This window comes from Comamonas suwonensis (assembly GCF_012844455.2).
GTDB lineage: Bacteria > Pseudomonadota > Gammaproteobacteria > Burkholderiales > Burkholderiaceae_C > Comamonas > Comamonas suwonensis.
The window spans coordinates 86,426-111,297 of record NZ_JABBCQ020000001.1 but is presented as its reverse complement, the minus strand read 5'-3'; the positions used below and the strand labels follow the sequence as shown (position 1 = coordinate 111,297).

Annotated in this window: 23 protein-coding genes; 13 read left to right on the top strand and 10 right to left on the bottom strand. The window is 60.3% G+C overall.

From position 1 onward, the window contains the following. Positions 1 to 7: 7 nt before the first annotated feature. Positions 8 to 1,891 carry a sensor histidine kinase gene (locus HF327_RS00515; RefSeq protein ID WP_169106381.1) on the bottom strand — a complete coding sequence of 628 codons (1,884 nt, stop codon included), beginning with the start codon at positions 1,889 to 1,891 and terminating at the stop codon, positions 8 to 10. 60 nt (positions 1,892 to 1,951) lie between these two features. Next, complete coding sequence (locus HF327_RS00510) at positions 1,952 to 2,644, bottom strand: response regulator transcription factor (RefSeq protein WP_169106380.1); 693 nt, start codon at positions 2,642 to 2,644, stop codon at positions 1,952 to 1,954. A 287-nt stretch (positions 2,645 to 2,931) separates the two neighbouring features. Between HF327_RS00510 and HF327_RS00505 the strand changes: the two genes are divergently transcribed. After that, positions 2,932 to 3,633, top strand: a complete 702-nt coding sequence (locus HF327_RS00505) for a TerC family protein (protein WP_169106379.1) — start codon at positions 2,932 to 2,934, stop codon at positions 3,631 to 3,633. Positions 3,634 to 3,699: 66 nt separating this feature from the next. Here the strand turns inward: HF327_RS00505 and HF327_RS00500 are convergent, their stop codons facing one another. From HF327_RS00500 to HF327_RS00485, 4 genes are all read right to left on the bottom strand, one after another. Then, the gene (locus tag HF327_RS00500) at positions 3,700 to 4,125 is read right to left on the bottom strand and encodes a barstar family protein (protein ID WP_169106378.1); all 426 of its coding nucleotides are present in this window, start codon (positions 4,123 to 4,125) and stop codon (positions 3,700 to 3,702) included. Positions 4,126 to 4,267: 142 nt separating this feature from the next. Continuing rightward, positions 4,268 to 4,687: a ribonuclease domain-containing protein gene (locus tag HF327_RS00495; RefSeq protein WP_169106377.1), complete on the bottom strand. Its 420-nt coding sequence runs from the start codon at positions 4,685 to 4,687 to the stop codon at positions 4,268 to 4,270. Between the two features lie 210 nt (positions 4,688 to 4,897). After that, entirely contained in the window at positions 4,898 to 6,388 is a 1,491-nt protein-coding gene (gene putP / locus HF327_RS00490; protein ID WP_169106376.1) for a sodium/proline symporter PutP, read from the bottom strand. Positions 6,389 to 6,553: 165 nt separating this feature from the next. Next, entirely contained in the window at positions 6,554 to 9,115 is a 2,562-nt protein-coding gene (locus HF327_RS00485; protein ID WP_169106375.1) for a penicillin-binding protein 1A, read from the bottom strand. A gap of 221 nt (positions 9,116 to 9,336) precedes the next feature. On the opposite strand from HF327_RS00485, the gene HF327_RS00480 reads away from it, so the two are divergent. The 3 genes from HF327_RS00480 (at position 9,337) to ycaC (ending at position 11,804) form a co-directional block, all read left to right on the top strand. Continuing rightward, complete coding sequence (locus HF327_RS00480) at positions 9,337 to 9,831, top strand: glutathione peroxidase (RefSeq protein ID WP_169106374.1); 495 nt, start codon at positions 9,337 to 9,339, stop codon at positions 9,829 to 9,831. Between the two features lie 356 nt (positions 9,832 to 10,187). Further along, the gene (locus HF327_RS00475) at positions 10,188 to 11,084 is read left to right on the top strand and encodes a pirin family protein (protein WP_198460381.1); all 897 of its coding nucleotides are present in this window, start codon (positions 10,188 to 10,190) and stop codon (positions 11,082 to 11,084) included. Between the two features lie 90 nt (positions 11,085 to 11,174). After that, a complete protein-coding gene (gene ycaC, locus HF327_RS00470; protein ID WP_169106372.1) occupies positions 11,175 to 11,804 on the top strand; it encodes an isochorismate family cysteine hydrolase YcaC in 630 nt (209 codons plus the stop codon). Between the two features lie 103 nt (positions 11,805 to 11,907). On the opposite strand, the gene HF327_RS00465 is transcribed toward ycaC, so the two are convergent. After that, on the bottom strand, positions 11,908 to 12,306 hold the full coding sequence (locus HF327_RS00465; RefSeq protein WP_169106371.1) for a winged helix-turn-helix transcriptional regulator: 399 nt from the start codon (positions 12,304 to 12,306) through the stop codon (positions 11,908 to 11,910). Positions 12,307 to 12,471: 165 nt separating this feature from the next. On the opposite strand from HF327_RS00465, the gene HF327_RS00460 reads away from it, so the two are divergent. Beyond that, on the top strand, positions 12,472 to 13,479 hold the full coding sequence (locus HF327_RS00460; RefSeq protein WP_169106370.1) for a zinc-dependent alcohol dehydrogenase family protein: 1,008 nt from the start codon (positions 12,472 to 12,474) through the stop codon (positions 13,477 to 13,479). 702 nt (positions 13,480 to 14,181) lie between these two features. On the opposite strand, the gene HF327_RS00455 is transcribed toward HF327_RS00460, so the two are convergent. Next, positions 14,182 to 15,246, bottom strand: a complete 1,065-nt coding sequence (locus HF327_RS00455; RefSeq protein ID WP_169106369.1) for a sensor histidine kinase — start codon at positions 15,244 to 15,246, stop codon at positions 14,182 to 14,184. Next, positions 15,239 to 16,057, bottom strand: coding sequence for a hypothetical protein (locus tag HF327_RS00450; protein WP_169106368.1), 819 nt, complete (start codon positions 16,055 to 16,057; stop codon positions 15,239 to 15,241). The genes HF327_RS00455 and HF327_RS00450 overlap by 8 nt, the downstream gene beginning before the upstream one ends. Positions 16,058 to 16,412: 355 nt before the next feature. On the opposite strand from HF327_RS00450, the gene HF327_RS00445 reads away from it, so the two are divergent. The 3 genes from HF327_RS00445 (at position 16,413) to HF327_RS00435 (ending at position 18,021) form a co-directional block, all read left to right on the top strand. Beyond that, on the top strand, positions 16,413 to 16,796 hold the full coding sequence (locus tag HF327_RS00445) for a VOC family protein (protein ID WP_169106367.1): 384 nt from the start codon (positions 16,413 to 16,415) through the stop codon (positions 16,794 to 16,796). A 196-nt stretch (positions 16,797 to 16,992) separates the two neighbouring features. Beyond that, the gene (locus HF327_RS00440; RefSeq protein WP_169106366.1) at positions 16,993 to 17,235 is read left to right on the top strand and encodes a hypothetical protein; all 243 of its coding nucleotides are present in this window, start codon (positions 16,993 to 16,995) and stop codon (positions 17,233 to 17,235) included. Positions 17,236 to 17,409: 174 nt separating this feature from the next. Beyond that, positions 17,410 to 18,021, top strand: a complete 612-nt coding sequence (locus HF327_RS00435) for a class I SAM-dependent DNA methyltransferase (protein ID WP_169106365.1) — start codon at positions 17,410 to 17,412, stop codon at positions 18,019 to 18,021. A 32-nt stretch (positions 18,022 to 18,053) separates the two neighbouring features. On the opposite strand, the gene HF327_RS00430 is transcribed toward HF327_RS00435, so the two are convergent. Beyond that, on the bottom strand, positions 18,054 to 19,274 hold the full coding sequence (locus HF327_RS00430; protein ID WP_169106364.1) for an MFS transporter: 1,221 nt from the start codon (positions 19,272 to 19,274) through the stop codon (positions 18,054 to 18,056). Positions 19,275 to 19,370: 96 nt separating this feature from the next. Here HF327_RS00430 and HF327_RS00425 point away from each other — a divergent pair, with 96 nt between their 5' ends. From HF327_RS00425 to HF327_RS00405, 5 genes are all read left to right on the top strand, one after another. Then, positions 19,371 to 20,309 carry a LysR family transcriptional regulator gene (locus HF327_RS00425; RefSeq protein ID WP_169106363.1) on the top strand — a complete coding sequence of 313 codons (939 nt, stop codon included), beginning with the start codon at positions 19,371 to 19,373 and terminating at the stop codon, positions 20,307 to 20,309. Between the two features lie 92 nt (positions 20,310 to 20,401). Beyond that, complete coding sequence (locus tag HF327_RS00420; RefSeq protein ID WP_169106362.1) at positions 20,402 to 21,244, top strand: tRNA-uridine aminocarboxypropyltransferase; 843 nt, start codon at positions 20,402 to 20,404, stop codon at positions 21,242 to 21,244. Between the two features lie 188 nt (positions 21,245 to 21,432). After that, on the top strand, positions 21,433 to 22,389 hold the full coding sequence (locus HF327_RS00415; protein WP_169106662.1) for a transporter substrate-binding domain-containing protein: 957 nt from the start codon (positions 21,433 to 21,435) through the stop codon (positions 22,387 to 22,389). Between the two features lie 59 nt (positions 22,390 to 22,448). Continuing rightward, positions 22,449 to 23,210: a sterol desaturase family protein gene (locus tag HF327_RS00410; protein ID WP_328701747.1), complete on the top strand. Its 762-nt coding sequence runs from the start codon at positions 22,449 to 22,451 to the stop codon at positions 23,208 to 23,210. Positions 23,211 to 23,773: 563 nt separating this feature from the next. Further along, the gene (locus HF327_RS00405) at positions 23,774 to 24,871 is read left to right on the top strand and encodes an acyltransferase family protein (RefSeq protein ID WP_169106360.1); all 1,098 of its coding nucleotides are present in this window, start codon (positions 23,774 to 23,776) and stop codon (positions 24,869 to 24,871) included. The last annotated feature ends 1 nt before the right edge of the window (position 24,872 follow it).

Below are 24,872 nucleotides of genomic sequence, written 5' to 3'. Positions count from 1 at the left end.
GGCCAGCTTAGCGCAGTGACCAGACAGATTCCGGTGTCGAGGGTGTCTGTGGCGCAGTGATAGGAGTCACCACCTTGCTGTGCAGCGGCAGGTGAGCCCTGAGTTCGGTGCCACCGGGGCTGGATTGCACATCCAGTGTGCCCTGCAAACGCTCCAGCCGCGCCAGCATGCTGCGCATGCCCACTCCCATGCTGTTGATCTGTATGCTGTGCACATCAAAGCCCACGCCGTTGTCCACGATCTGTAACTGCAGTACTTGTGAGGCAGGAATATCCAAGCGTATCTGGACTTTGCTGGCATGGCTGTGCTTGATGACATTGATCAGGGCTTCTTCCAGCACGCGGGTCAACGTAAGGCATTGAATGGGACTGGGCGTATGGCTCCAGTGCGTGGGAAGCTCCCATTTCACCTGAATGTCCAGCTCTTCAAACAGGCGCGCAAAGCGGTGGCGCAGCGGTGCAAGCCATTGCGTCGGTGTTTCGGGCACCTGAATGGTAGCGCTGGTGCCTGCATCAATCAGTTGGCGCAGGTCATCGCGCATGAGCTTGAGCATGGACAGCACCTGTTTGTTGGGCAGGGGCGTGCTGGTTTGCTCCACGAGGGCAATAGAGCGCACCAGAGAGCCGCCCAGACTGTCGTGCAGGTCTTGCGAGATGGTCAGCCTTTCTTGCAGGCGGGAATGGCTGAGTGCCAGCATGTGTTCGCGCTCCAGCGTCTGGCTCAGGTCGTCGCAGGCCTGCGTGACAGTAATGCTCAGTTCATGGTTGAAGCGCTCGATGCGGCGCATATTGAGCATGATCTGCCGCCCCAGCACCCAGGCCAGCACCAGCATGTTCAGCAAGGTGGTGTAGGGGATCAGCGGGCGGTTGTGTTCCAGCGCTTTGTGCAGCAGCAAAACGTCATGCAGACCGATGAGCAGATAGAGCAAAAAGCAGGCGCTGAAGATGATGTGCATGGGTGCGCGCGTCTGCATGGCCCGCAAGGGAAATAGCAGGATGACCAGAGCGCATATACCGAACATCACAAGCCAGACGAGGCTGGCTTTGGCCATTTGATCATGGGGCAGTAGCAGAATCAGCAAGGCGGAAAAGCTGCAGAAACCTGCCAGTAGTCGCTCGACCCGCGGCAGTCGCAGCTCGCCAAAACGCAGCGTAAAAAGGCAGAAGGTGTAGGTAAAAGCGATGAATGTCAGTAGATTGGCGCGGGCAATAGCCTGTGAGCTGGGAAAAATCCAGGGCTCGGTCATCAAGATGTTGCACAGCATCAGCGCCCAGCACAACAGGTTGAGCGAATACCAGCCATAGACTTTCTGGTTGCGGTTATAAAACCAGGCAAAGGCAAAGAGCAGGGACAGCACGGTGCAGACCGTGAGGCAGATCAGGTAGATGGTGCGCAGATTCCAGGTGGCAGAAGTCGTCCACTCCTTGAGTTCTTCCGGAGGGCCGATGCGCAGCCGACTCAGCCCCGGCGTCTGCGAGCTGATGCCGTGAATGCGCACCCAAATACTATTCCCTTGCTCTTTGAGCAGAGCCTTGGGCAGTAGCCAGTAGCGAGGCATGTTCCAGCTACGGCTCAGCGGCTCTACCAGAGACTTGTCGCGCCAGATCAGCTCTGAGTTGACGAAGACCTCGCCTGCCAGCGTCATGTTGATGATGGCCAGTGCTACGGGCTGATCGCGCCCGCAGGGGCTTTCCCAGTCCACGCGGTACCAGGCTGCGCCGTCATAACCGGGCCAGCGCTGGTTCCAGTCATCCAGAAACCCCACATCCGTCCATTGCAATGTGGCTGCACTGGGTGGCGGTCCCTCTTGCAAGGCCTTGGCGGATTGCCGAGCCACGATTTTGGGTTCGCAAAACAGGCTCGGTGGCGTTGCGTCTTGTGCCCATGCCATGCAATGGCTCAGTCCCAGCATGAGTGCAAGTAGCAGGCGAAGCATGTGAGGGCGGTGGCCTTAACTCAGCAAACCGCGAGCTCTTGCTTCGCTGATGGCCTTGGTGCGTGAGGGAACGGCAAGCTTGCGGTAAATATTCTTCACATGGCATTCCACCGTGTAACGCGACAGGAACAGCGTTTCGGCAATTTCGCGGTTGGTCATGCCGTCGGCCACCAGCTTGAGAATCTGAATTTCCCGCGAGCTGAGCACGGCTTCGGGCGGCACGTCTTTTTGCGCTTCGGTGGAAGCGGGGGCCTGCAGCTCAGCAATGATGCGCCGCGCAATGAAGGGGTCGATCGGTGCGCCGCCGCGCAGCACGCTGCGGATGGAGAGCATGACCTCTAAGTCATCGCGCTCCTTGAGCACATAGCCGTTGGCCCCTGCGCGCAGGGCCGAGAGAATGGCGTCTTCCGTACTCCAGGCAGAGATGACCAGAATGCCCATGCTGGGGTCAGCGGCGCGCAGCTGGCGGATCAGCTCAATACCGTTGCCATCGGGCAGGCCCAGATCGACAAGCGCCATGGCCACCGGATGCTCTGCCAGTTGCGCGCGCGCCTGTGCCAGGCTGGCGGTAAAAATCAGCGCTTCATTGTCATAGCCCAGGCTGCGCAAAATGCTCTCCAGCCGGTTGCGGATGAGGGGCTCGTCCTCCACCACGATCAAGGGGCTGGGGAGGGTGGATTCAGTGGGAATGGGAAAGCTCTCGGCCATGAAGGAATCCATCTTTATATTTATGAGGCGAACTGTTACCTATATCTGGAATTCTGGGAATCACTGAAAACTGGTAATTTCAAAAGTTCGACGCGCTTCCTGCGCTTAAAACGCCTGAAGTGTTTCACAAGCCTGAAATTCCCATGATGCAAGAAGCAATACGCCGACCGCTCATTTTGATACCGGGTGACTAAACTTTCACGTATGGCTACTGGCACCTGGCTGTTGAATGCCGGGCATTTTCCTGTTCAAAGTGGCCAAGATATAGAAATTAGGAATTTCTCCCCATGGATGCTTTGCTTGGCGCCGACTTCTGGATCGGCCTGTTCAAAATCGTCTGGATCAACATCATTCTCTCGGGTGACAACGCGGTGGTCATCGCCTTGGCTGCGCGAGGGCTACCTGCTGAACAACAGAAAAAAGCCGTCATGCTGGGCTCAGGGGCGGCAGTGGTCCTGCGCATCGCGCTGACCGTGGTTGCGGCCAAGCTGATGCAACTGCCGTTTGTGGAGGTCATTGGAGGTTTGCTGCTGCTGTGGATTGGTGTGAGTTTGCTCAAGAGCGAAGACGCAGAAACGAGCTCAGGCCATGTAGCCAAGCCGGGAATGATGGCCGCAGTTCGCACCATCCTGCTGGCGGACTTGGTGATGAGCCTGGACAACGTCATTGCGGTGGCGGCAGCGGCGGGCGGCAATCTGCTGCTGCTGATTCTGGGTTTGGCTATCAGCATTCCCTTGGTGATCTTTGGCTCCACGCTGATGATCAGGCTCATGGAGCGCTTCCCTGTCATCGTGACTCTGGGTGCAGCGCTGATTGGCTGGGTGGCCGGTGAAACCATTACCAGCGACCATCTGCTGGAGGGCCTAGTCCACAGTAACCCCTGGATGACCTACGCCGCCGCCGCTACGGGCGCGCTGCTGGTGCTTTTGACGGGCAAATGGATGCAGTCCAGAGCGGAGGGAAGGCTCGCTCAGCCTGACGCCTTTTGACGCTGGAATCAAAAACGCCCGCAATCGATGCGGGCGTTTTGTCATGGATATTTAGACCCAGGCTACTTACAGGAACGAGTAGAAGCAGCGGAAACTCACCTTGCGCTCGGCCCAGAACTCCGCCGTGTCACGGAACACATCCAGCAACTGTTCGCGCACTTCCTTGTCGAACTTGGGCGTAGTGGGAATTTGATCGAGCACCACGATAAAGCCGGGCTGTGGGCCGGATTTATGAATCGGGTCGGTCATGCAGTCATACAGCGCATCCCAGTTCTTGCCGAAATGGGCAGGCAGGAAGAACTGAGTAGCCAGCAGCTCGAAGATATCTGCCTTGGTCTGCGCATGCGCAAGATTGGCATAGAGAAAGTGAGCGCCCAAAGTCTCTGCAGCGGCTTGTAAATCAGGGATGCGATAGGCGCGAATGGATTGAACAATGTTCGAGCGAACATTGCGCAAAGGGGTATCCGACGGCTTACGAAGTGGCGTGTCCATCTCCGTGATTCTTTCTAAAAACATCAATACTGGTGGCAGCAGCGGTACTGACAGATCTGTAGGTGATCTGCGCAAACCACGGCTGCGGAATTCAAAAGGGCAAAAGCCGGAGGGGGAAAGGCTCGCAGGCCGTCTTCAAGGTTCATTGGACGATCTGCTGAAAGCTGTTGTAGTGGTCGCCTGTATAGAAACAGGCATCGGGCAACTGGGGCTGCAGCCCTCCGCAGACGATGCGCCGCGCGCCGCGGTTTCTGGCACCGGGAGTTCGTACCGTGTACTCGCGGTAGTAGCCCCTTGACTGGCGCGGCAGTATGCGTTCGCGGTTGCCGAAGACCGAGCCATCTTTGTCGCTGCTGAAGGGGCCACCCTGCAGAATGCGACCATAGGTGGTGCGGCCATCGCGTGGCAAATCGGCCAGCGTAATCGTTTCAAACCCGGGGGCGGTGGTGCTGACCTCAGGCGCTTTGCGCGCCAACGCCGAGGGGGATGCAAGCGCAAAAGCGGCACCCAACATCAACGCTAAACCCGTCTGATACACCTTGGCTGCAGCGGCCTTGAGCATTCACTAAACCTTTCAGAATCTCAGGTAATGCCTGAAATTTCGACCCGCAAGTGTGACGGATAGGCATCAAAATTGCAAGGTGTGCCTGTTTTTTATGCAGTACAAGAGTGGCGGTTGGCTGTCGATACATGAGTGTCTTCTGATTGCCCACCCTAGGAAAAAGCCCTGCAAGCACGGGCCATGCAGGGCTTTTTCGGATCTTGAAAGCGCTTATTCGCCGTGGGCGGCGATCTCGGCCTCTACCTCTTTGTGTTTGGCAGCGATGCTGGCAGAAGGCGCCTTGTCCAGTAGGCTGAATACTATGATTACGATAGCAGACAACGCAAAACCAGGAACGATTTCATAGAGTTTGAACCACTGAAAGTGCTGCCAGATCAGCACCGTGACCGCGCCGACGATCATGCCGGCCAGAGCGCCATTGCGCGTCATGCGCCCCCAAAGCAGCGAGATCAGTACCAGCGGGCCAAAGGCCGCACCAAAGCCCGCCCAGGCGTTGCTGACCATGCCCAGCACCTTGGCGTCGGGGTCCTGGGCGATGACGATGGCAATCAAGGCAATGGCAAACACCATGGCGCGGCCAAACCAGACCAGTTGCTTCTGGCTGGCCTTCTTGTTCAAAAAGGTTTTGTAGATGTCTTGTGTGAGCGCGCTGGAGCACACCAGCAACTGGCAAGACAGGGTGCTCATCACGGCAGCCAGCACGGCGGCCAGCAGCACGCCAGCAATCCATGGATTGAACAGGAGTTTGGTGACTTCAAGGAACACGTTTTCGCTGTTGGCATTCACGCCGGCGGCCAGATCAGGGCGGCTGGCAAAGAAGGCAATGCCGAAAAAGCCCACGGCCACGGCACCGCCAAGGCACAGCACCATCCACGTCATGCCGATGCGGCGGGCGCTGGGGATGGTCTTGAGCGACTCGGCCGCCATGAAACGCACCAGAATATGGGGCTGACCGAAATAGCCCAGACCCCATGCCAGCAGCGAGAGGATGGCAATCGCGCCATGGCCCTGGAACATGTCAAAAGCGCCGCTGCGTGCGGTTTCAATGATGGCGGTGCTGGGGCCAATGCCGCCGTCGGAGTAGATCACCATCAGCGGGGCCAGAATCAGCGCTGTAATCATCAGCGCGGCCTGAATGGTGTCTGTCCAGCTCACGGCCAGAAAGCCGCCGATGAACACATAGGCCATGGTGGCGACGGCACCCACCCACAGGGCGGTCTGGTAGCTCATGCCGAACATGCTCTCAAACAGGCGGGCACCGGCCACCACGCCCGAGGCGCAGTAGATGGTGAAGAACACCAGAATCACCAGTGCGGTCACGATGCGCAGCAGACTGCTTTGGTCTTCAAAACGGTTGGTGAAGTAATCGGGCAGCGTTAGCGCATTGCCCACCTTCTCGGTATAGACGCGCAGACGCGCCGCCACAAAGCGCCAGTTGAACCATGCGCCAATGCACAGGCCAATGGCAATCCACGAAGCGGACAGCCCTTGGGTAAACACCGCACCGGGCAGACCCATGAGCAGCCAGCCGCTCATGTCCGATGCGCCCGCCGACAAGGCGGTGACCACCGGGCCCAGACTGCGCCCGCCCAGAATGTAGTCAGACAGATTGGTCGTGGCTTTGTAGCCTGCCCAGCCGATGAACAGCATGCCCAGCAGGTAGATGGCAAAGGTGACGAGGGTTGGCGTATTGGCGGTCATGTCGGCTCCGGATAGGCGCTTTGCGCTATCAACATATGAGTTTTATGTTGAGCGAAAACAAATCCGCCAGGGGGCCTCTGGGTGAGAGGCAACCTGGCGGATGTCAGACGTCAATTGGACCAGCTATTCGACAGCCCAGTAGCGTATGTGGCTGAAAGGCCGTACCTACCGGGAATCGGCGGGGGTATTCAGCGGCGCAGCAGGCGGCAGCGCCGTGCCTATATCGCTCCAGCTGGAAGGTGCAGGAAATCTGGCTGGCGCGGTGGGCTGAGCAGGCGCTGGGGTAGGGGCAGGCAATGCATCGCTGGGTGCCAGTCCCGGGCTGCTGTCCAGATCGGGCGACTGGCCACTGCGATCAGGGCTGGCTGGCGGGTTGGAGGACGAGTTGGCAGAGGGTGGCGCCGCAGGCGTGCTCTCGATGATGTCGGCATCGCTGCCCTTGCTTTGAGGTGCAGGGGCAGAAGGCGCGGCTGGCGACGTGCGCGCAGGTTTGTCGCTGACCTCTTCATCACTACTGTTCCACTGCTGCACCTTATCGCGCAGGCGGCTCACCAGATCGCTCCACCAGTGTGTGGTGTTGGGCTCCGTAAAGTGGGCCTTGACATTGAGCATGGGGCTGCGCAGCGCGCGGGACATGAAGTCTCCCACCATGGGCAGGGCGCTGCGTGAGCCTTGACCCCACTGATCGCTCTTGAGGGTGATGCGCGAGTCATTGAAGCCCGCCCATGCGCCAGTCACGATCTGTGGGTGCATGAGGATGAACCAGCCGTCCGCATTGCCCTGCGTGGTGCCGGTCTTGCCCGCCACATCGGCGCGAATGCCGTATTGCTTGCGAATGGCGCGACCCGTGCCCTTGTCGATGACGGCGCGCATCATCTCCAGCAGACCGTAGTTCTCTTCCTCGTCCCAGACCGGGTCGGGCTTGGGCGGGGTGAATTCGGCCAGCAGCTCGCCGTCGGCATTCTCGATGCGCGTGACCAGTTGCGGAGGCGTGTAGCGGCCCGAGTTGGCAATGCTGCCGTAGGCGTTGACCATCTCCAGCAGCGTCACGGGGCTGGAGCCCAGCGCCAGCGAGGGCACGGCCTCCAGCGGGCTCTGGCGCACGCCAAGCGCCCGGGCCAGCTTGATCACGCGGTCCATGCCCACTTCTTGCCCCAGCTCGGCGGTGATGGTGTTCTTGGAGTAGGCCAGCGCATCGGTCAGCGTGATGGGCATGCCGGTGGGGGCCACGGCATCGCTGGGGCGCCAGACCTCGCCGCCGGGCAGCTTGATCTCCACTTCCTCATCCTTGCGCGTGTCGCTCGGCTTGGCACCTTGCTGCAGGGCTGCGCCATACACAAAGGGCTTGAAGGTGGAGCCGGGTTGACGGCGGGCCTGCGCCACATGGTCAAACGCATCCAGCGCATAGTCGCGGCTACCCACCCAGGCCAGCACGGCGGATGTACGCGGGTCCATGGCCAGAAAACCCGCCTGCACGCGGGTCTTGTCCTCGCGCAGCTGCTTCATGAAGGCCTTGTCGGCCAGTAGTTTCTTGAGCGCCTCTTCTTCGCTGATGTCCGAAGGCTTTCCCGTCCTGGCGAGCTTGCGGAAGGCGTCCGTCTCGCGCACCAGTTGCAGCACCAGCGGGTTGTCGGTGCTCCAGCCATCGCGGTGGCTCCAGTTGGTGTTGGCAATGCCTTGCAGTGTGTTCATCTGGCGGTTCACCGCCTGTTGCGCCCAGTTCTGCAGGCGCGAATCCAGCGTGGTGCGCACCACCAGACCATCGGTGTAGATGTTGTAGTCGTGCTTGTCTGCCCACGCGATCAGCCATTTGCGCAGCTGCTGAGAAAAATGCGGTGCCATGCCGGTGGGCTCTTCCTGGCGCTCGAAGTCCAGCCGCATGGGGCGCTTTTTCAGGCGCTCAAACTCATCGTCTTTCAGCTCGCCGCGCTTGACCATCTGGCTCAGTACGGTGTTGCGCCGGGCAATGGCCCGGTCCGGGTTGATGACGGGGTTGTAGTAGGCATTGCCCTTGAGCATGCCCACCAGCGTGGCGCTTTCCAGCACCGTCAGCTTGGCGGCGGGTTTGTCGAAATATGTGCGCGCCGCCATCTCTATGCCGTAGGCGTTGTAGAGAAAGGGCACGGTGTTGAGATAGGTCTCGAGAATCTCGTCCTTGGTGTAGAGCGCCTCGATCTTGAAGGCCGTGATGGCTTCCTTCAATTTGCGGTTGATGTTGCGCGCGCGGCCGATCTCTGTGGGGTAGAGGTTGCGCGCCAGCTGCTGCGTGATGGTGGAGCCACCCTGTGGATTGCCATTGAGCGTATGAATGACGGATCCCGCTGTGCGGGTGAAGTCCATGCCATGGTGCTCATAAAAGCGATGGTCTTCTGTGGCGACCAGCGCCTTCACCACGGCGGGCGAGATCTGCTCCAGCGGCACCCACTGACGGTTGCTGCGCTTGAACTCGCCCAGCAGCTTGCCGTCTGCGCTCAAGATTTGAGCCGGCTGATCGAGCTTGGCCTTGCGGATATCGCTGATGCTGGGCGTGAACGGAATCAGCAGCAGCACATAGATGATGAACAGCACCGGCAGCGCCACCGCCAATCGCAGCCACTCACGCCGCGTGGGCCAGCGACGCCACCAGGGCAGGGCCTCAATGCGCTGACCCAGCGCAGAAGCACGAGCGCGCGACCACAGTGCCGAGACACGTGGAACCCATTTTTCTTTTAATTCGTTCAAGGACAAACGCACGTTGCATGGTGGCCCGCCAAGGGCCGCAAGAAGGCAAGACTGCGAAGAATGCCCAAAAAACAGGCGCTCTGCTTGCGGTGATCGGTTTTTCTATGGTCGCAGCCCCGGTATTGTCTGCCGAGCCTGCGCAGACAGGGTTGTTTCTGGCTGTGAGAACCAATACCGGCTGCATTAAGCTTGGTCCTTCACATCGCCGCAGCGACAGGAGCCCCAGTATGAGCAACACCGCCCACAGCCTCTACGACTTTGAAGCCACTGACATTCAGGGCCGCAGCGTGCCCTTGTCACAGTACAAGGGCAAGGCGCTGTTGATTGTGAACACCGCCAGCGCCTGCGGTTTCACGCCCCAGTACAAAGGCCTGCAGGCCTTGCATGAGCAATACGGCGATCAGGGGCTGGTGGTACTGGGCTTCCCTTGCAACCAGTTTGGCGCGCAGGAGAAAGGCACGGACGATGAAATCGCCAGCTTCTGCGAGCTGAACTTCGGTGTCAGCTTTCCTCTCATGCATAAGATCGACGTCAACGGTGACGGCGCGCACCCGCTGTACCGCTGGCTTACGGCGCAGGCTCCGGGCGTGCTGGGCACCAAGTCCATTAAATGGAACTTCACCAAATTTTTGGTGGGCCGTGACGGTCAGGTGATTCGCCGTTATGCCCCCCAGGACAAGCCCGAGAAACTGGCTGCCGATATTCAGATGGCACTGGCCTGATTGATCAAGATTAATCGCTGTCCTCGCTTGTTAATAAAGCGATACCGCCTTTTCTGCTTTTCGCGCCGCTGCTGCGAATTACCAGCAGCGAATACCTTTCTCCCGAATGCAGCGAAGTCGCTGTCAGCACTATTCGGATAGCGCAACCCGTCAAATTTTTATATTCATCCGATCATTGTTCTAAAAATAGAACTGTGAATGGGAATATTGTTGACTTTTGCCTTCTTTGTTCTGAATTTATACTTTGCGCCATGTTTGATTGATCGTTAATGCCTATCGGTTGACGGTCTTTAGAAGTGATTGACTTATTGCTGCCTAATATGCGCTCTGTCGGTCGTGCAAAGGAGAATGCCGTGCTGAAAAAGATTCTGGGTGTTTACGAAGCACCTCGCCCCCACTGGGTCGGCAATGGATTCCATGTCCGCTCGCTGTTCAGCTATGGTGATCACGGTCGGGCGCTCAGTCCCTTTTTGCTGCTGGACCACGCGGCTCCAGAAGACTTTCCGCCCACCACCGAGCGTCGTGGCGTGGGCACCCATCCTCACCGTGGCTTTGAAACCGTGACCATCGTTTACGAGGGTGAACTGGCCCATCGCGACTCCACCGGCGCGGGCGGCACCATCGGCCCTGGCGATGTGCAGTGGATGACGGCTGGTGCAGGCATCCTGCACGAAGAGTTCCACTCCGACGCCTTTGCCAAGACCGGCGGCCCCATGGAAATGGTACAGCTCTGGGTCAACCTGCCTGCCAAGGACAAAATGTCCTCCCCTGGCTACCAGACCCTGCTTAATGCCGACATTCCCCAGGTTGAACTGCCTGATGGCGCGGGCTCGCTGCGCGTGATCGCCGGTGACTACGCCGGAGCCCATGGCCCGGCACGCACCTTCACGCCCATCAATGTCTGGGATGTGCGGCTGAAAGCCGGTGCCAAGGCTGAATTCAAGGCCCAGCCCGGCCACACGCTGGCGCTGGTCGTCCAGCATGGCACCGTGCTCATCAACGGCAAGGAAGTGGCGCGCGCCGGTCAGCTGGTGCATCTCGACCCTGCTGATGACACCGTGCAATTTGAAGCGAACAACGACGTCACTCTGCTGTGGTTGTCGGGTGAGCCGATCAACGAACCGGTGGTGGGTTACGGTCCGTTCGTGATGAACAGCGATGAAGAAATTGCTCAGGCCATGGACGACTTCCGCAGCGGCCGCTTCGGACGTATTCCTGCTGCCGAGCGCACCAGCGCTGCTACCAACCATTAATAGCCCAGTGCCAGCCTCGCTGTGGCCAGCCTGCTGGCTGATCACGGCATCTTGTGTGTTTTTCCAACCTATCCCACTTAGGAGACCTCTATGAGCAAGAAGCCTTACGTTCGTCTGGACAAGAATGACGTCGCAGTGCTGCTGGTGGACCACCAGACGGGCCTGCTGTCTCTGGTGCGCGATATCGATCCAGACAAGTTCAAGAACAACGTGCTGGCCCTGTCGGATATGTGTGAGTACTTCAAGCTGCCGACCATCCTGACCACCAGCTTTGAGACCGGCCCTAACGGCCCTCTGGTCCCTGAACTGAAGGAAAAGCACCCCAACGCTCCTTACATTGCCCGCCCTGGCCAGATCAACGCCTGGGACAACGAAGACTTCGTCAAGGCTGTGAAGGCCACCGGCAAGAAGCAGTTGATCGTGGCTGGCGTGGTGACTGAGGTGTGCGTGTCTTTCCCCGTGCTGTCGGCACTGGAAGAAGGCTATGACGTGTTTGTGATTACCGATGCATCCGGCACCTTCAACGAAATGACCCAGAAGGCCGCCTGGAGCCGCATGGAACAAGCCGGCGCTCAGCTGCTGACATGGTTCGGCGCCGCCTGCGAACTGCACCGCGACTGGCGCAATGACATCGAAGGTCTGGGCACTCTGTTCTCCAACCACATTCCTGACTACCGCAACCTGATCACCAGCTACACCCAGCTGACAGCCGGCAAGTAAGCTCTGCTGACCCGAAAAAAGCCCGCAAGCTGCTCTAGCCTGCGGGCTTTTTTGTGGGTGATTGTTTGAATTTGATAGCTGTTAGCGCTTGCCTATCAATGGCCTAAGCCACTTTTTGTGCAATATCTGGGGCGCGAGGAGCTGATGCCTCTGCATCGTCATGCAGGGGCCCGGCTGCGTCAAAACGCTGGCTGTACTCCTGGCCCCAGTTGCGCATGGCAATCAGCACCGGCTGCAGGCTGCGGCCCAGCTCCGTCAGCTCATAGTCCACGCGCGGCGGCACTTCGGCATAGACGGTGCGCTCCACAATGCCGGCCTCTTCCAGCTCGCGCAGCTGCAGCGTCAGCATGCGCTGGGTGATACCGCCAATGCTGCGCCCCAGCTCGCCAAAGCGCTTTTTGCCAGGCAGCAGATGGAACAGGATGACGGGTTTCCACGTTCCGCCCATGACGGACAGCGTCACCTCCACGGCGCAGCCGCTCTTGCTGTTCAGTCGTTTCATGGTGGCCTCGCTGCGCGTTGGAAAGAGGCCCTCATCCTAGCGCCGGCCCGCATTCATGCATTACTTACATTTTTAATACTACCCAACAAATATGTTGGTACTGGCGTGCTGCATCCTTTGGCGGCACCATGCGTGGCATCTGTTTCAACCCTTGAGGAGCAAACCATGAAAGTCATGCAACTGGCCGCCCCCGGCGGATTCGAGAACCTGAAGTTGGCCGATCTGCCTGCGCTTTCAGCCCCTGCGGCCGGTGAGATTCAGGTGCGGATTCACGCCAGCTCGCTCAACTATCACGACCTGGGCGTGGTACGCCGCCCCGGCGCAGCGGCGGATGGTCGCATTCCCATGGCGGATGGCGCAGGCGTGGTCACTGCCGTGGGCGCAGGTGTGAGTGAATTTGCCGTGGGTGATGCCGTGGTCTCCACCTTCTTTCCGCAATGGCTGTCGGGCCGCAAGGTGCCGTCGGACTTCCAGTTGGTCCCCGGCGACGGCGTGGACGGCTTTGCGCGTGAATTCGTCAATCTTCCCGCTACCAGCTTCACCCGCAGCCCCAAGGGCTGGAGCCATGCCGAAGCCGCCACGCTCACCACCGCCGGCCTCACGGCCTGGCGCGCGCTGGTCGTGGACGGCCATCTCAAGGCCGGCGACACCGTGCTGGTGCTGGGCACGGGCGGCGTCTCCATCTTTGCGCTGCAAATGGCCAAGAGCATGGGCGCGCAAGTCATCGCCACCACCTCCAGCCATGCCAAGGCCGAGCAGCTCAAGGCCCTGGGTGCCGACGTAGTCATCAACTACCAGGACACCCCAGAGTGGGGCGACGCCGTACTGGCCGCCACCGGCGGGCGCGGCGCTGACATCGTGGTCGAAGTGGGCGGCCCCGGCACCCTGCCCCAGTCCATCCGCGCCTGCGCCGTCGGCGGCCATATTGCGCTGATTGGCGTGCTGACCGGCATTGCCGGTGCCGTGCCAACGCTGGAGCTCATGCGCAAGCAGCAAACCCTCAAGGGCCTGATCGTCGGCAGCCGCGAGCAGCAGCAGTACATGGTGAGGGCGCTGGAGAACTTTGGCTGGAAGCCTGTGATCGATAGCCGCTACCCGCTGGAGCAGATGGTGGATGCATTTACGCATCAGGCGGCGGGCAAGCACTTTGGCAAGATTTGCCTGGAATATTGATCGTTGATAGCGCTTTGTGCACCTTGGATTGAGGCTGATTGGGCATGTGGTTCTTATGGTCTGCATGCCCTTTTTGTTTGGATGTTTGGATAGCTGTCAGTGATTTATCTACCCCGGGATTTTTGTTTCAACGACATGCTTGGTTGATGGACAGAGGGCGGGTCTCGGCCCGCCTTGCCGACCTACTTTCTGTGGCCAGAAAGTAGGCAAAGAGCCAGCCCCTGCTACCCACGTCCCTGCGCTTCGCTACGGGCAGCCTGCGCCGTCAAGCTCTTGGAGCTGTGCGGCAAAACTCACTTCGCGCTTCGCTCTTCGTTCAAACACGTTGCCGCAAGTCAGAGCACGAAGCTGCTGCACTCTGCGGTGCAGCAGCTAGCCCAAGCGCTTGCCGTCGCAGGTTTGCCCGGAGCGAAGCGCAGGGACGCAGACAGCAGGGACGTGTTCTTTTACCTTCTTTGCTTGCACGCGCAAGAAAAGAAGGTCGCCAGCCGGGGCGACTCCCGGCCTCTGTCGGTGGCGACAAAGCGATGCTGTTTTGATAGCTGCTTGCGCCTGATATATAAGCGCTAGAGACAGATTTCGTCACAAATCTGGCAGGTCGCCCGCCGGGGCGAGACCCGGCTTCTGTCTTGAACGACGATAAAACGATAATTTTGATAGCTGCCAGCGCTTCACCAATAAGCGCTACAGCCCAAAAACACCTTAATCCTCAGAGCCCAGCACTACCCGTGCCGTCAACGCCGTCCGCCCGGCCTGCGAGTCAATGCCCAGCATTCCGCCCACCCGCGCAACCCGCACGGCCATGGATCGCATGCCTATGCCCAGGCCTGAGGCATCCACGGCCTGCACGTCAAAGCCTACGCCGTCATCTTCGATCTCCAGCACCAGCGCATGTGGCTGGCGCTGGGTCAGCAGCAGGCGCACGTGGCGGGCCTGGCTGTGCTTGATGATGTTGGTCAGCGCTTCTTCAATCAGCCGGGTCAGCGCCAGGTATTGCAGCGCATTGGGCGGTGTGCTCCAGTTTTGCGGAAACTGCCAGTCGCAGTGGATGTTCATGGCCTCGAACAGGTCGTTGAAGCGGCGGCGCAGGGGGGCCAGCCATTCTTGCGGGGTGGCTGGCACGCGCACCTGGGCTGAGGCGTTGCTGTCAATGCTCTGGCGCAGATCGCTGCGGATGAGTTTGAGCATGGAGAGCACCTGGGGCCGGGTCAGAGAGGCACTGCCTTGCTCGACGGAGGCAATCATGTGGACCAGCTCGCCGCCCAGACCATCGTGCAGGTCGTGGGTCAGGCGCAAGCGCTCCTGAAGACGGGCGTTGGAGAGCTTTTCGGCCTCCAGTTCGGCCCGCAATTGCTCGTTTTTCTTCTGCTCGGTGATGTCGAAAGTGAAGCCGATCAGGGCGCTGGTCTGGCCCTGTTCGTCGCACAGCACATGCACGACTTCCTTGACCCAGACAAAGCGGTTGTCGCTGGTTTGCGCGCGGTATTCGGCTTCGTGATCGACGCCGGCGATGCAGAGTTCCACGCAGCGCGAGACGGTGGATTCGCGCTCGTCGGGGTGGATGCGCTCGGCCCAGTCATTGACGGTTTCCCAGCTTTCGGGGCTCCAGCCCAGCAGGTCTTCGATCTGCGGGCCGATATAGGTGTATTTCTTGGTCGCCCAGTCAATTTTGAAAGGGATCGCCAAAGTGGATTCCAGCAGCGTCTGGTAGAGGCCGTTGCCCGTGTCGGGTTCCAGGGTGCGCAGGCGGGGGCGGGCATCAAGCATGGGGTGTTCCTCTCGGATCCAGAAGGGGGTGAGTCGAGGGCAGCTCGTTCCAGAACCAGTAGAAATAGCTGTTCTCGGTCTGCAGCAGGGTCTGGGTTCTGACGCTGCTGCGCCCTGTGCCTTGCCAGCAGGCCATGGCGGAGTTGCGGTTGCCGTGCAGAGCCAGGCAGGTCTGCCCAAGCAGCTTGGGTCTGGGCGGGACGTACAGGGCGTGGCCACGTGGCAGCCAGAGGTCGGCCAGGCGGATTTTTTGCGTCTGAGGCCAGTATTTTCCCACGGAAATCACCAGCGGCAAATGCGGGTCGATGGAGGTGAAGATGTGCGGGAAATCGTGATGTTCGAGATCGGTACAGACCTTGCCCAGTAAGCGGTTGCCGGTTCCTTCATAGGGCGATCGGTGACCAGCAAACATGCCGAACTCCAGGTCGACGAGTGAAAGACGTGGTTGCGGGCTGGTGATGTAAATGCTCTGGCCTGGCTCAATCAAGGTCATTCCGAAGGCTTCAGCCGCCTGGCGTGTGGCTGGCAAGGCTTGGTACTTGACTTCGCTGGCCTGGAACTCCAGTTGGGTCTGATTGCCGTATTGGGGGTCGGGGTGTGTGGTGGTCGCAGAGAGGACGTGGTATTCGTTGCCCATCTCGACACCGGGGTCCATCGCGGCGGCCACCCGCAGCTCTTGGCCTTCGGGCGGTGTGGCGCGGTAGTGGGGGTGTCCGTCGATATTGCAGAAGTACGGCGTCTGCAGAAGATCGACCGCCGTTGGCGCGTCTTCCTGGATGAACAGTACGGGATCAAAGAACGGTTGCGCCATCGCCTGCCATTTCACAGTGAGGGGTTGGAGTGGTCGCTGCCTTGTGCGCGGTGGTGGGGCTGGCAGTCATTGGTTCTGATATGTAACCAGTTTGTAGCAGTCTAAATCAAGGAGGAATGATGGCCTAGGGGCGGTGATGCGCCTGAATGTGCGGGCGCAGCATCTGCACAGGCAAAACCCGCGGGGTGTTCCATGGCGTTTTGTCGTTTTGATAGCTGCTGGCGCTTATTCAGAGAGCGCTGCAGTCCTTTTTCGTATTAAAAATTAGACGACTGCTCCCACGAAAAGCCCGGTACGATGGCCTCCAGATTCCCCGTTATCGGCCTGAAACCGGGCTCACCAAGGAGACACAACCATGTTTAGTCACATCATGTTGGGCGTGAATGATCTGGAAGGCGGCAAGCGCTTCTATGACGCACTGCTGGGCCAGTTGGGCATTGCGCCTGGCGTTGCCAACAAGAACCGTTTTTTCTATCGCAGCCCCACGGGCACCTTTGCGATCACGACGCCGATTGACGGCTCTCCCGCCACAGCGGGCAATGGCGCGACCACGGGGTTTGCCGCGCAGTCTGTTGAACAGGTGAACGCCGCCCATGCTGCGGGCCTGGCGGCTGGCGGCCAATCGATTGAAGAGGCTCCGGGCTGGCGCGGTGAGGGCGTGGGTGCGCTGTATCTGGCGTATCTGCGTGACCCATCGGGCAACAAGATTTGCTTGCTGCATCGTCCGGCGAAGACTTAAGCCCCCTGAGGGGGAGGACACCTTTGCTGGGGGGCGGCCCTTGCTGGGTGTCACTGGGGGCTCGGTGATGAGAGACTGAGTTGCAAGCGGTGATGCTGACCCTGCCTTCGGTGAGAAACCGGGGCAGGCGGCACAATGGCTGCTTTGCAGCGCGGGCATGTGTCCGGGCTTCGCACCACATTCCAGTAGCTTTTTCATGACCAACACCACCCATCCTGCCGAAGACCATCTGTGCGACAGCTGCGCCGGCATTCAGCGCAACTGGCGCAAAGCCCCCGGCCATGCCGAACTGATGCAGCACGGCAACCGCAAGGAAGATCGCGGCTCCAACTCGGTGACGGTGACCCGTTATGTCTGCGAGCGTTGCGGCACGGTGTGGGATTACGAAAACAACAAGCAGGATCAGCGCAAGGGCTGGTCTGTGATTGGAAGAATCTAATCCCCCTGAGGCGCTGCGCGCCTTCCCCGCAGGGGGACGACGCCATCGCCGCGAGGCGGCTTTAGCCATGTGCCTCTGATAGTGGGACGCGCCAGTGGCGGAAGCCGCGGCGCAAGAATAGCCAAGCTGTGCGGCGCCTTTGGGCGCCGTTTGTTTTGATCAGAAGGAGGCTGCGTGCAATCTGCAAGCAACGAGTGGTTTGACGAGGCGTATTACCAGCGCTTTTACTTTGACAAGAAGACCAGCGTGATCGACCCCGAGCACGCGCGGCGGCTGGGTGCGTTTGTCTGCTCGTATCTTGCGTATCTGCGCGTGCCGGTGCGCCGTGTGCTGGATGTGGGCTGCGGCATTGGCCTGTGGCGCGAGGCGGTGGAGCAGCACTTTCCCGGCGTGCACTATCACGGCGTAGAGTTCAGCCCTTATCTATGCGAGCGCTATGGCTGGGAGCAGGGCTCGGTGGTGGATTACCAGCCCAAGGACGGCCAGCCCTTTGATCTGGTGATCTGCCAGGGCGTTCTGCCGTATCTGAGCCCGGCGGATCTGAAAAAAGCGCTGAGCAATCTGGGCCGCCTCTCGCAGGGCGGTCTCTACATCGAAGCCGTGGCCAAGGAAGACTACGAGCGCGACATCATTGACGAAGACCTGACCGATTCGCGCCTGTACCGCCACCGCGCCGAGCTGTACCGGCGCGGCCTGCAGCCGCACTTCAAGGAGCTGGGCGGCGGCGTGTGGCTGAGCCGCAAGGCCGAGCTGCCGCTGTTTGAGCTGGAGTGCGTGGGCGGGTAAGCCGCAGTCATCGCTCGGCATTTGTACATTCCTCAATGTCTGTACATTCTGACCAGCAGGGCCGCCAACGAGGTGGCGGTGGCCATGGCCACCACGCCATTCCAGCCCCACTGGGCCATGGCCAGACCTCCGAGTGCGGCTCCGCTGGACATGCCGACAAACATGCCGGTGAAGAAGATGGCGTTCAGTCGGCTGCGGGCATTGGCATCGAGCTGGTAGACCAGTGTCTGGTGCGCCACCAGTGCGGCTTGCACGCCAAAGTCAAAGCCTACGGCGCTGACCAGCAGCACCACCAGTCGCGCCTTGTCGTCCGGCAGCCAGGCACCTAAAAACAGCAGGGCAAAAGAGAGCGCTGCAATGGCCGCACCCAGACGGGTCACGATTTCCGGGCCGCGCTTGTCGGCCAGTTTGCCTGCCAGTGGAGCAGCCAGCGCGCCGGCTGCACCCGCCAGGCCAAAAGCGCCGGCTGCAGCGCTGCCCAGATGCAGCTGGTGGTGCAGCATCACGGCCAGCATGGACCAGAAGGCGCTAAAACCCATGGCCAGCAAGCCTTGCGCCAATGCGGCGCGGCGCAGGCTGGCATGCTGGCGGAACAGCGTCAGCATGGAAGCCATGAGTGCCAGGTAGCCGACCTGTGTGGTCGGCGCGAAACGCTGCAGACCCCGCCACAGCGCTACGCCAATCAGTGATACGGCCACGGCGGCGGAAAAGTAAACCGTGCGCCAGCCCCACCACTGCGCGACCAGCCCGCTGACCACGCGAGACAGCAGAATGCCCAGCAGCAGACCTGTCATCACCGTGCCAACCACGCGACCACGCTCGGCCGCAGGGGCCAGAGTGGCGGCGGCGGGCACCAGATCTTGGGTCACCGTGGCGGCCAGGCCCACGGCCAGGCTGGCGACCAGCAGGGCCGAGACGCCGGGTGCAAAGCCGCTGGCCAGCAGCGCCAGCACCAGCAGTGCCACCTTGACGAGAATGATGCTGCGCCGGTCATAGCGGTCGCCCAGTGGGGCCAGCAGCAGGATGCCCAGGGCGTAGCCCAGCTGGGTGAGTGTGGGGATCAGGCCTGCCGTGCCTTCGCTGGTCTGCAGATCGTCCACCAGGCTGCCCAGCAGGGGTTGGCTGTAATAGAGCGAGGCAACGCTGCAGCCCGCAGCGGTGGCCAGCAGGAACAAGGTCCCGGCAGAGAGCGGCCGCTGTGCGGTCTGGGCCGCCAAGCCGGTATTAATATTCAAATTTTGAATAGAAGACATGGAAAGCTCGCTGGGAGTAAAGATTGCATGCATTCTTGTTTCACAAGATTTCCGTGTGTAGTAGGCTGTGCTGCAAATTGCTTATACGTTTGATGTATGACCAACCCTGTACTTCCCGGATCGGACCGCATTGATTTGATGCTGAGCTTTCTGCGCATCGTGGAGGCAGGCAGCCTGTCGGCAGCGGCGCAGCAGCTGGGCACCAGCCAGCCCACCATGAGCCGCAGGCTGCAGACGCTGGAGCGTTTGCTGGGCGTCAAATTGCTTCAGCGATCTACCCATGGCATGCAGCTCACCGAGGAAGGCCAGCGCTGCTTTGAACATGCGCGCGCGCTGGTCGGGCACTGGCAGGCCATGGAGGCCGACTTGCGCGGACCCGCAGACCACCCGCGCGGTCAGCTGCGCGTGGTGGTGCCGCATGCCTATGGACAGGAGCAGCTGGTGCGGCCGCTGGCGCAGTATTTGCGGCAGTTCCCCGAAGTGAGTGTGGAATGGATGCTGATCGACAGGCCGCCCAACTTTGTGGCCGATGGCGTGGATTGCGCCATCCGCGTGGGCATGGTGGAAGATTTGTCTTCGGTGGCCATACGTCTGGCCGATGTGCGGCGGATTGTGGTGGCCGCGCCGTCGGCGCTGCCCGAGGGCAGCAGGCTGCCGCAAACCCCGGCCGAGCTGATGCAGCTGCCCTGGCTGGCGGCCAGTCTGTTTTACCGGCGTGAACTGCTGTTGCAGCGGGTGGATGAGCCGGATCGACAGAGTCTGCTGGAGATTGCGCCACGCCTGACGACCGACAATCTTTACGCGCTGCTGAGTGCGGCACGCGAGGGGCTGGGCCTGTGCGTGGTGTCTGCCTGGCTGGTGGATGACGATTTGCGCAGCGGCCGCTTGCTGCATCTGCTGCCGCAGTGGGAGGCCGTGCCGCAGCCGGTCAGCATCGTCTACCCCTACGCCAAGTTCTACCCCGCCAAGTTGCGCCATTTTGTGGAAATCATGCGGGCGGCCATTCCGCATATGCCGGGCATGCGTGCAGTCTGAGTTCCCGCCGCTCTCCTGCAGGCTTGTTCGTGGGCAGCGCATGACCGTAGCTGATCTTGCACAATAGCCGCCTTTGCCCACCGGTGCGTGCCTTGTCCGACTCTCTTCCGTCCTCCTCGTCCGAGCTGCCTGCAGCGCAGATTCCGCTGAGCTATTTGCAGGCCGTGGCGTCGGAGCTGACTCCGCATGCCGTAGCGCGCCTGCGCACGGCGCGGCTGGCGCGCAGCACGCGGCCATTTCTGGCGCGTGGCGGGCCGCGCGGCGAGCGCTGCGAAGCTTGCCGCCTGCGGCCCAGCCACTGCATGTGCGCGCTGCGGCCCGAGCTGGGCACGCGCGCTGCGTTCTGCTTGCTGATGCATGACTCCGAGCCGCTCAAGCCCAGCAACACGGGCTGGCTGATAGCCGATGTGGTGCGCGAGACCTATGCTTTTGGCTGGTCGCGTACCGAGGTGGATCCGCAGATCGAGGCCTTGCTGGCCGATCCGCAGTGGCAACCCTATGTAGTGTTCCCTGGTGAATATGCCCAGTCGCCAGAGCGCGTGGTGCAGTCGCTGGATGAGCCGGGCAGGGGGGCGCTGCAAGCGGGCAAGCGCCCGCTGTTTATCTTGCTGGATGCGACCTGGTCCGAGGCGCGCAAGATGTTCCGCAAGAGCCCGTATCTGGATGGTTTTCCGGTGCTCAGCCTGCACCCGGATTTGCTCTCGCGCTATCAATTGCGTAGATCCAAGCGCGATGACCATTTCTGCACCAGTGAGGTGGCGGCGCTGTGCCTGGAGCTGGTCGGCGATGCGCCCGATGCGCATGCCGGTCGGGTGCTGGAGAGTTATCTGGGCGTGTTTACCGAGCGCTATCTGCAGGCCAAGCACCAGCAGAACGTCGATGAAGCCAGTGCGGCCCACCAGCGCCTGCGCGAACTGATGGGTTCAGCCCCGTGAAACGCGACGTATGGAGCCCGGCGCGGAATAAGCATTCCACTCAAAGCAATAAGTGAGCAACGACAATCAGACAAGGGCCTTGTGTGCATGGACATAAGGTGTTTGCCGGATTGGGTTGGTGATAAGCGCCGATGGCCATGGGTCTCGGCGCTTTTTGTTTTTCTGGAGTGTGGGTGATGAGCAAGTCGTTGAGCAGTTCGTTGAAGTGGGGTTGGCTGGCGGCAGCGCTGGTGTGCGCAGGCTCGGCCATGGCTGCAGGCAAGCCTGTCAAGGCCGAGCTGGGTGCCAACATTGATACGGCGGTTGATGTCTCCGCATCGCCCACGCTGCAGCGCTGGCAGGCCGGTGGCACGGTGGTGCTGGGTGTGCGTGAAGCGGCCACACCCATGTCCTACGTCATCGGTGCCAATGAAAAATTTGTCGGCTATCACATGGATTTGTGCGAGCGCGTGGTGCAGGCGATTGCGCCCAAGGCCCAGATCAAATACATGGTGCTGACGCCGCAGAACACCATGCCGCTGATCAACAACGGCACGGCTGATTTCAACTGCGCCAGCATGACCAACAACCTCACACGCCAGAAGCAGGTGGCTTTTGGTCTGACCACCTATGTGAGCGAGGTCCGCATGGCCGTGCGAGCCGATTCGGGCATCACCTCCTTCAAGCAACTGCAGGGCCGCAACGTGGGCGCCATCACCGGCACGACGGCGGTGCAGATTCTGCGCAAGTACGCCAGCGATAACGAGCTGAACTTCAAGACGCTGATGAGCAAGGACCAGTTCGAGAGCTTTCTGCTGCTGGAATCCGGCCGCGTGGATGCCTTTGTGCTGGACGACAACATGCTGGCCGGTGTGATTGGCCAGAGCAAGAACCCCAAGGGTTACAAGATCGTGGGCGAGGTGATTGGTGCCGAGCCCATCGCCATCCAGTTCAGCAAGAACGACCCGCAGATCAAGAAGGCCGTGGATGGAGCCATCCTGCAGATGATCCGCTCGGGTGAAATCCACAAGCTCTACGCCAAGTGGTTTATGCAGGCGATCCCACCCAAGAACGTGAACCTGAATCTGCCCATGGGCGAAATGCTCAAGAAGCAGCTGGCCGCGCCCAACGACACGCCGCTGGAGCAGTTTGTATTGCCTCAATAAAGGGATGCAAGGCTATCAGCCGATAGACTGAGCGGCATACCTTAAGGGGAGTGTTTGCCGTGCTGGAGTACCTGGTCTATCCGCTGATTGCGCTGATGTTTGTGGCGGTCTTCACGCGCGAGGTGATTGCGCCCGCCTCGCGCAATCTTTGCGACCGGCGCTGGCTGATCTACAGCGGTGCCCTGGGCGCGCTGACGCTGGTGTGCACGCTGGCGCTGGGTTGGGTGCTTGAAGAGCGCATTCGCCAGCACGCGCTGCTGGATGTGGGCGCACGCTGGAACCCGCTGCTGGTGGGGCTGCTGAGCTTTTTCATCACCAGCTTTGTCTTTTACTGGTGGCACCGCGCCACCCATGCATCGGATCTGCTATGGCGCATGTTCCACCAGCTGCACCACAGCGCGCGGCGTATCGAGGTGCTGACCTCGTTTTACGCCCACCCGCTGGATTCTGCGGCAGCCATGCTGCTGAGCGTGATCTCCAGCTACTGGGTGCTGGGTGCCAGCCCTGCCGCAGCCGCCGTGGCCCTGGGGCTGACCGCCGCGTTTGATCTGTTCACCCATGCCGACCTGCGCACGCCGCGCTGGCTGGGCTATGTGCTGCAGCGCCCCGAGATGCATACCGTGCACCATCAGCATGGTCACCATGCGCAGAACTATGGCCTGCCGTTGTGGGACATGCTGTTTGGCACCTGGGTCAACCCGGCAGAGCGCGCGCAGAAGCTGGGGTTTGACGACGATAAATCCGAGCGCGTTGTCGAGATGCTGCTCTGGCGCGATGTGCACCAAAGTGCCCCGGCGTGTGGGCGCAAAAAGCGTCTTTAGAGCTGCAAACACAATCCTTGATACGTCGGTGCGAAGCCTAGTCGGACTGAAGTACTGTCTTCGGCTTCGCACCTCGTCTCAACCGTAAACCTTCGGTTCACTGGGTCGTGTTAGCGGCTCTTAAATCATCTATTCATTATCAAATTTGATAGCTGTTCGCGCTTTTAGATGTTGCGAGACAGGCTATTTTTGTTCTTAATTGTTAAAACAGCTTTCGAACATCCAGCCCCTGGCCCATCACCGGGGTTTTTGGTTTGGGATATTCGAAAAAATCTGTTTAAATCCTCCGAATCTGTTCACTTGTCAACAGATAACCAGCGGCCTGGCTGCGGGCTCGCGCCATCTTTTGCGGCTGGATTGCGGCAGTTGAAGGACAGCGAGGCCTGCACCGTTCAGGCGCTTTGAGCGTGCTCCGTGCGCTCTGCGACTTCGGGTCGCTGCAAAGAGCTGTTACTGCCTCTTTGCGCAAACTCTGAATACTGCAACAGCCGTGTATGGACATGGCTGTGTTCTGTGGATCGCAAGCTCGGCCTGTGCCTGAGCGAAAGGAAAGGTGTCCGGTTTTGGTGGAGTCAGCTTTCAAGCTGCGCTACAACCCAGCGCTTGATGGGTTGAGAGGCATTGCCATTGTGCTGGTGCTGCTCTCGCACGCACATGCGCCGATGTTTGATGGCGCGTTCTTCGGTGTCGATCTGTTCTTTGTGCTCAGCGGCTTTCTGATCACTTCGTTGCTGCTGATGGAGTATCAGCAGCATGGCAAGCTGGATTACTGGCGCTTTTACCGCCGCCGATTTTTCAGGCTGATGCCAGCGCTGGCGCTGTTCCTGGGCGTTTACTGTGTGGTGGCACCGTTCCTCTGGCCGGATTTGACGGACATCTACTCAGACGCGCTGGTCTCCATTCTTTACCTCGCCGACTACGGCATCGCATTCTTCGACAGCCCGGACACGCTGCTGCACATGTGGTCGCTATCGGTGGAAGAGCATTTCTATCTGGTCTGGCCGCCGCTGCTGGTCTTGCTGTTGCGCAAGGCCACGCCGGGCCGGGTGTGGGCACCGCTGCTGGCACTGTGGGTGCTGAGCACGCTGTGGCGCATCTTCTGGGTCATGCAGGACCAGAAGTTCTACGAGATTTTCTTCCGCTTTGATACCCGCGCCTCGGGCCTGCTGGCCGGTGCCTTGCTTGCGGCGCTGACGCTGGAAAAGCCCAAGTGGATTGAGAGCCTGCAATCCCTGCGCGCCTACACCATGTGGTTTGTGCTGGCCGTGCCGCTCATCATGGAGCTGGAGTGGGACAACCAGCACGCCATGGTCTGGGGCATTACGGTTGTGGAATGTGCCGCACTGGTCGTGCTGCTATCCGTACAAAAGCCCATGGGGCTGGTCTATGAAATGCTGACGGCCCCGCTGTTCATCAAGCTGGGCCAGCTGTCCTACGGCATTTACCTCTGGCACTACCCGGTGGTGCGCTATTTGCGGGCCGATTACTCGTGGCCGGTGACGGTGGTGCTGGGCCTGCTGATTTCGACGGCGCTGTCTGCCCTGTCGTTTTACACGGTAGAGCGCTGGGCCATGCGCTACCGCGATGCGGGCAGCAGGCCTGCGCGTCAGCCGCAGCCGCGCAAAGAGCCCGCGCTGCGTGAGGCGACGCGCGGCTCGTAAA

What these genes read in the sequence shown, in the direction of transcription:
- HF327_RS00515 (WP_169106381.1), bottom strand. Translation starts at nt 1,891, where the DNA reads ATGGCATGGGCACAAGACGCAACGCCACCGAGCCTGTTTTGCGAACCC.
- HF327_RS00510 (WP_169106380.1), bottom strand. Translation starts at nt 2,644, where the DNA reads ATGGCCGAGAGCTTTCCCATTCCCACTGAATCCACCCTCCCCAGCCCC.
- HF327_RS00505 (WP_169106379.1), top strand. Translation starts at nt 2,932, where the DNA reads ATGGATGCTTTGCTTGGCGCCGACTTCTGGATCGGCCTGTTCAAAATC.
- HF327_RS00500 (WP_169106378.1), bottom strand. Translation starts at nt 4,125, where the DNA reads ATGGACACGCCACTTCGTAAGCCGTCGGATACCCCTTTGCGCAATGTT.
- HF327_RS00495 (WP_169106377.1), bottom strand. Translation starts at nt 4,687, where the DNA reads ATGCTCAAGGCCGCTGCAGCCAAGGTGTATCAGACGGGTTTAGCGTTG.
- putP (WP_169106376.1), bottom strand. Translation starts at nt 6,388, where the DNA reads ATGACCGCCAATACGCCAACCCTCGTCACCTTTGCCATCTACCTGCTG.
- HF327_RS00480 (WP_169106374.1), top strand. Translation starts at nt 9,337, where the DNA reads ATGAGCAACACCGCCCACAGCCTCTACGACTTTGAAGCCACTGACATT.
- ycaC (WP_169106372.1), top strand. Translation starts at nt 11,175, where the DNA reads ATGAGCAAGAAGCCTTACGTTCGTCTGGACAAGAATGACGTCGCAGTG.
- HF327_RS00465 (WP_169106371.1), bottom strand. Translation starts at nt 12,306, where the DNA reads ATGAAACGACTGAACAGCAAGAGCGGCTGCGCCGTGGAGGTGACGCTG.
- HF327_RS00460 (WP_169106370.1), top strand. Translation starts at nt 12,472, where the DNA reads ATGAAAGTCATGCAACTGGCCGCCCCCGGCGGATTCGAGAACCTGAAG.
- HF327_RS00455 (WP_169106369.1), bottom strand. Translation starts at nt 15,246, where the DNA reads ATGCTTGATGCCCGCCCCCGCCTGCGCACCCTGGAACCCGACACGGGC.
- HF327_RS00450 (WP_169106368.1), bottom strand. Translation starts at nt 16,057, where the DNA reads ATGGCGCAACCGTTCTTTGATCCCGTACTGTTCATCCAGGAAGACGCG.
- HF327_RS00445 (WP_169106367.1), top strand. Translation starts at nt 16,413, where the DNA reads ATGTTTAGTCACATCATGTTGGGCGTGAATGATCTGGAAGGCGGCAAG.
- HF327_RS00440 (WP_169106366.1), top strand. Translation starts at nt 16,993, where the DNA reads ATGACCAACACCACCCATCCTGCCGAAGACCATCTGTGCGACAGCTGC.
- HF327_RS00430 (WP_169106364.1), bottom strand. Translation starts at nt 19,274, where the DNA reads ATGTCTTCTATTCAAAATTTGAATATTAATACCGGCTTGGCGGCCCAG.
- HF327_RS00425 (WP_169106363.1), top strand. Translation starts at nt 19,371, where the DNA reads ATGACCAACCCTGTACTTCCCGGATCGGACCGCATTGATTTGATGCTG.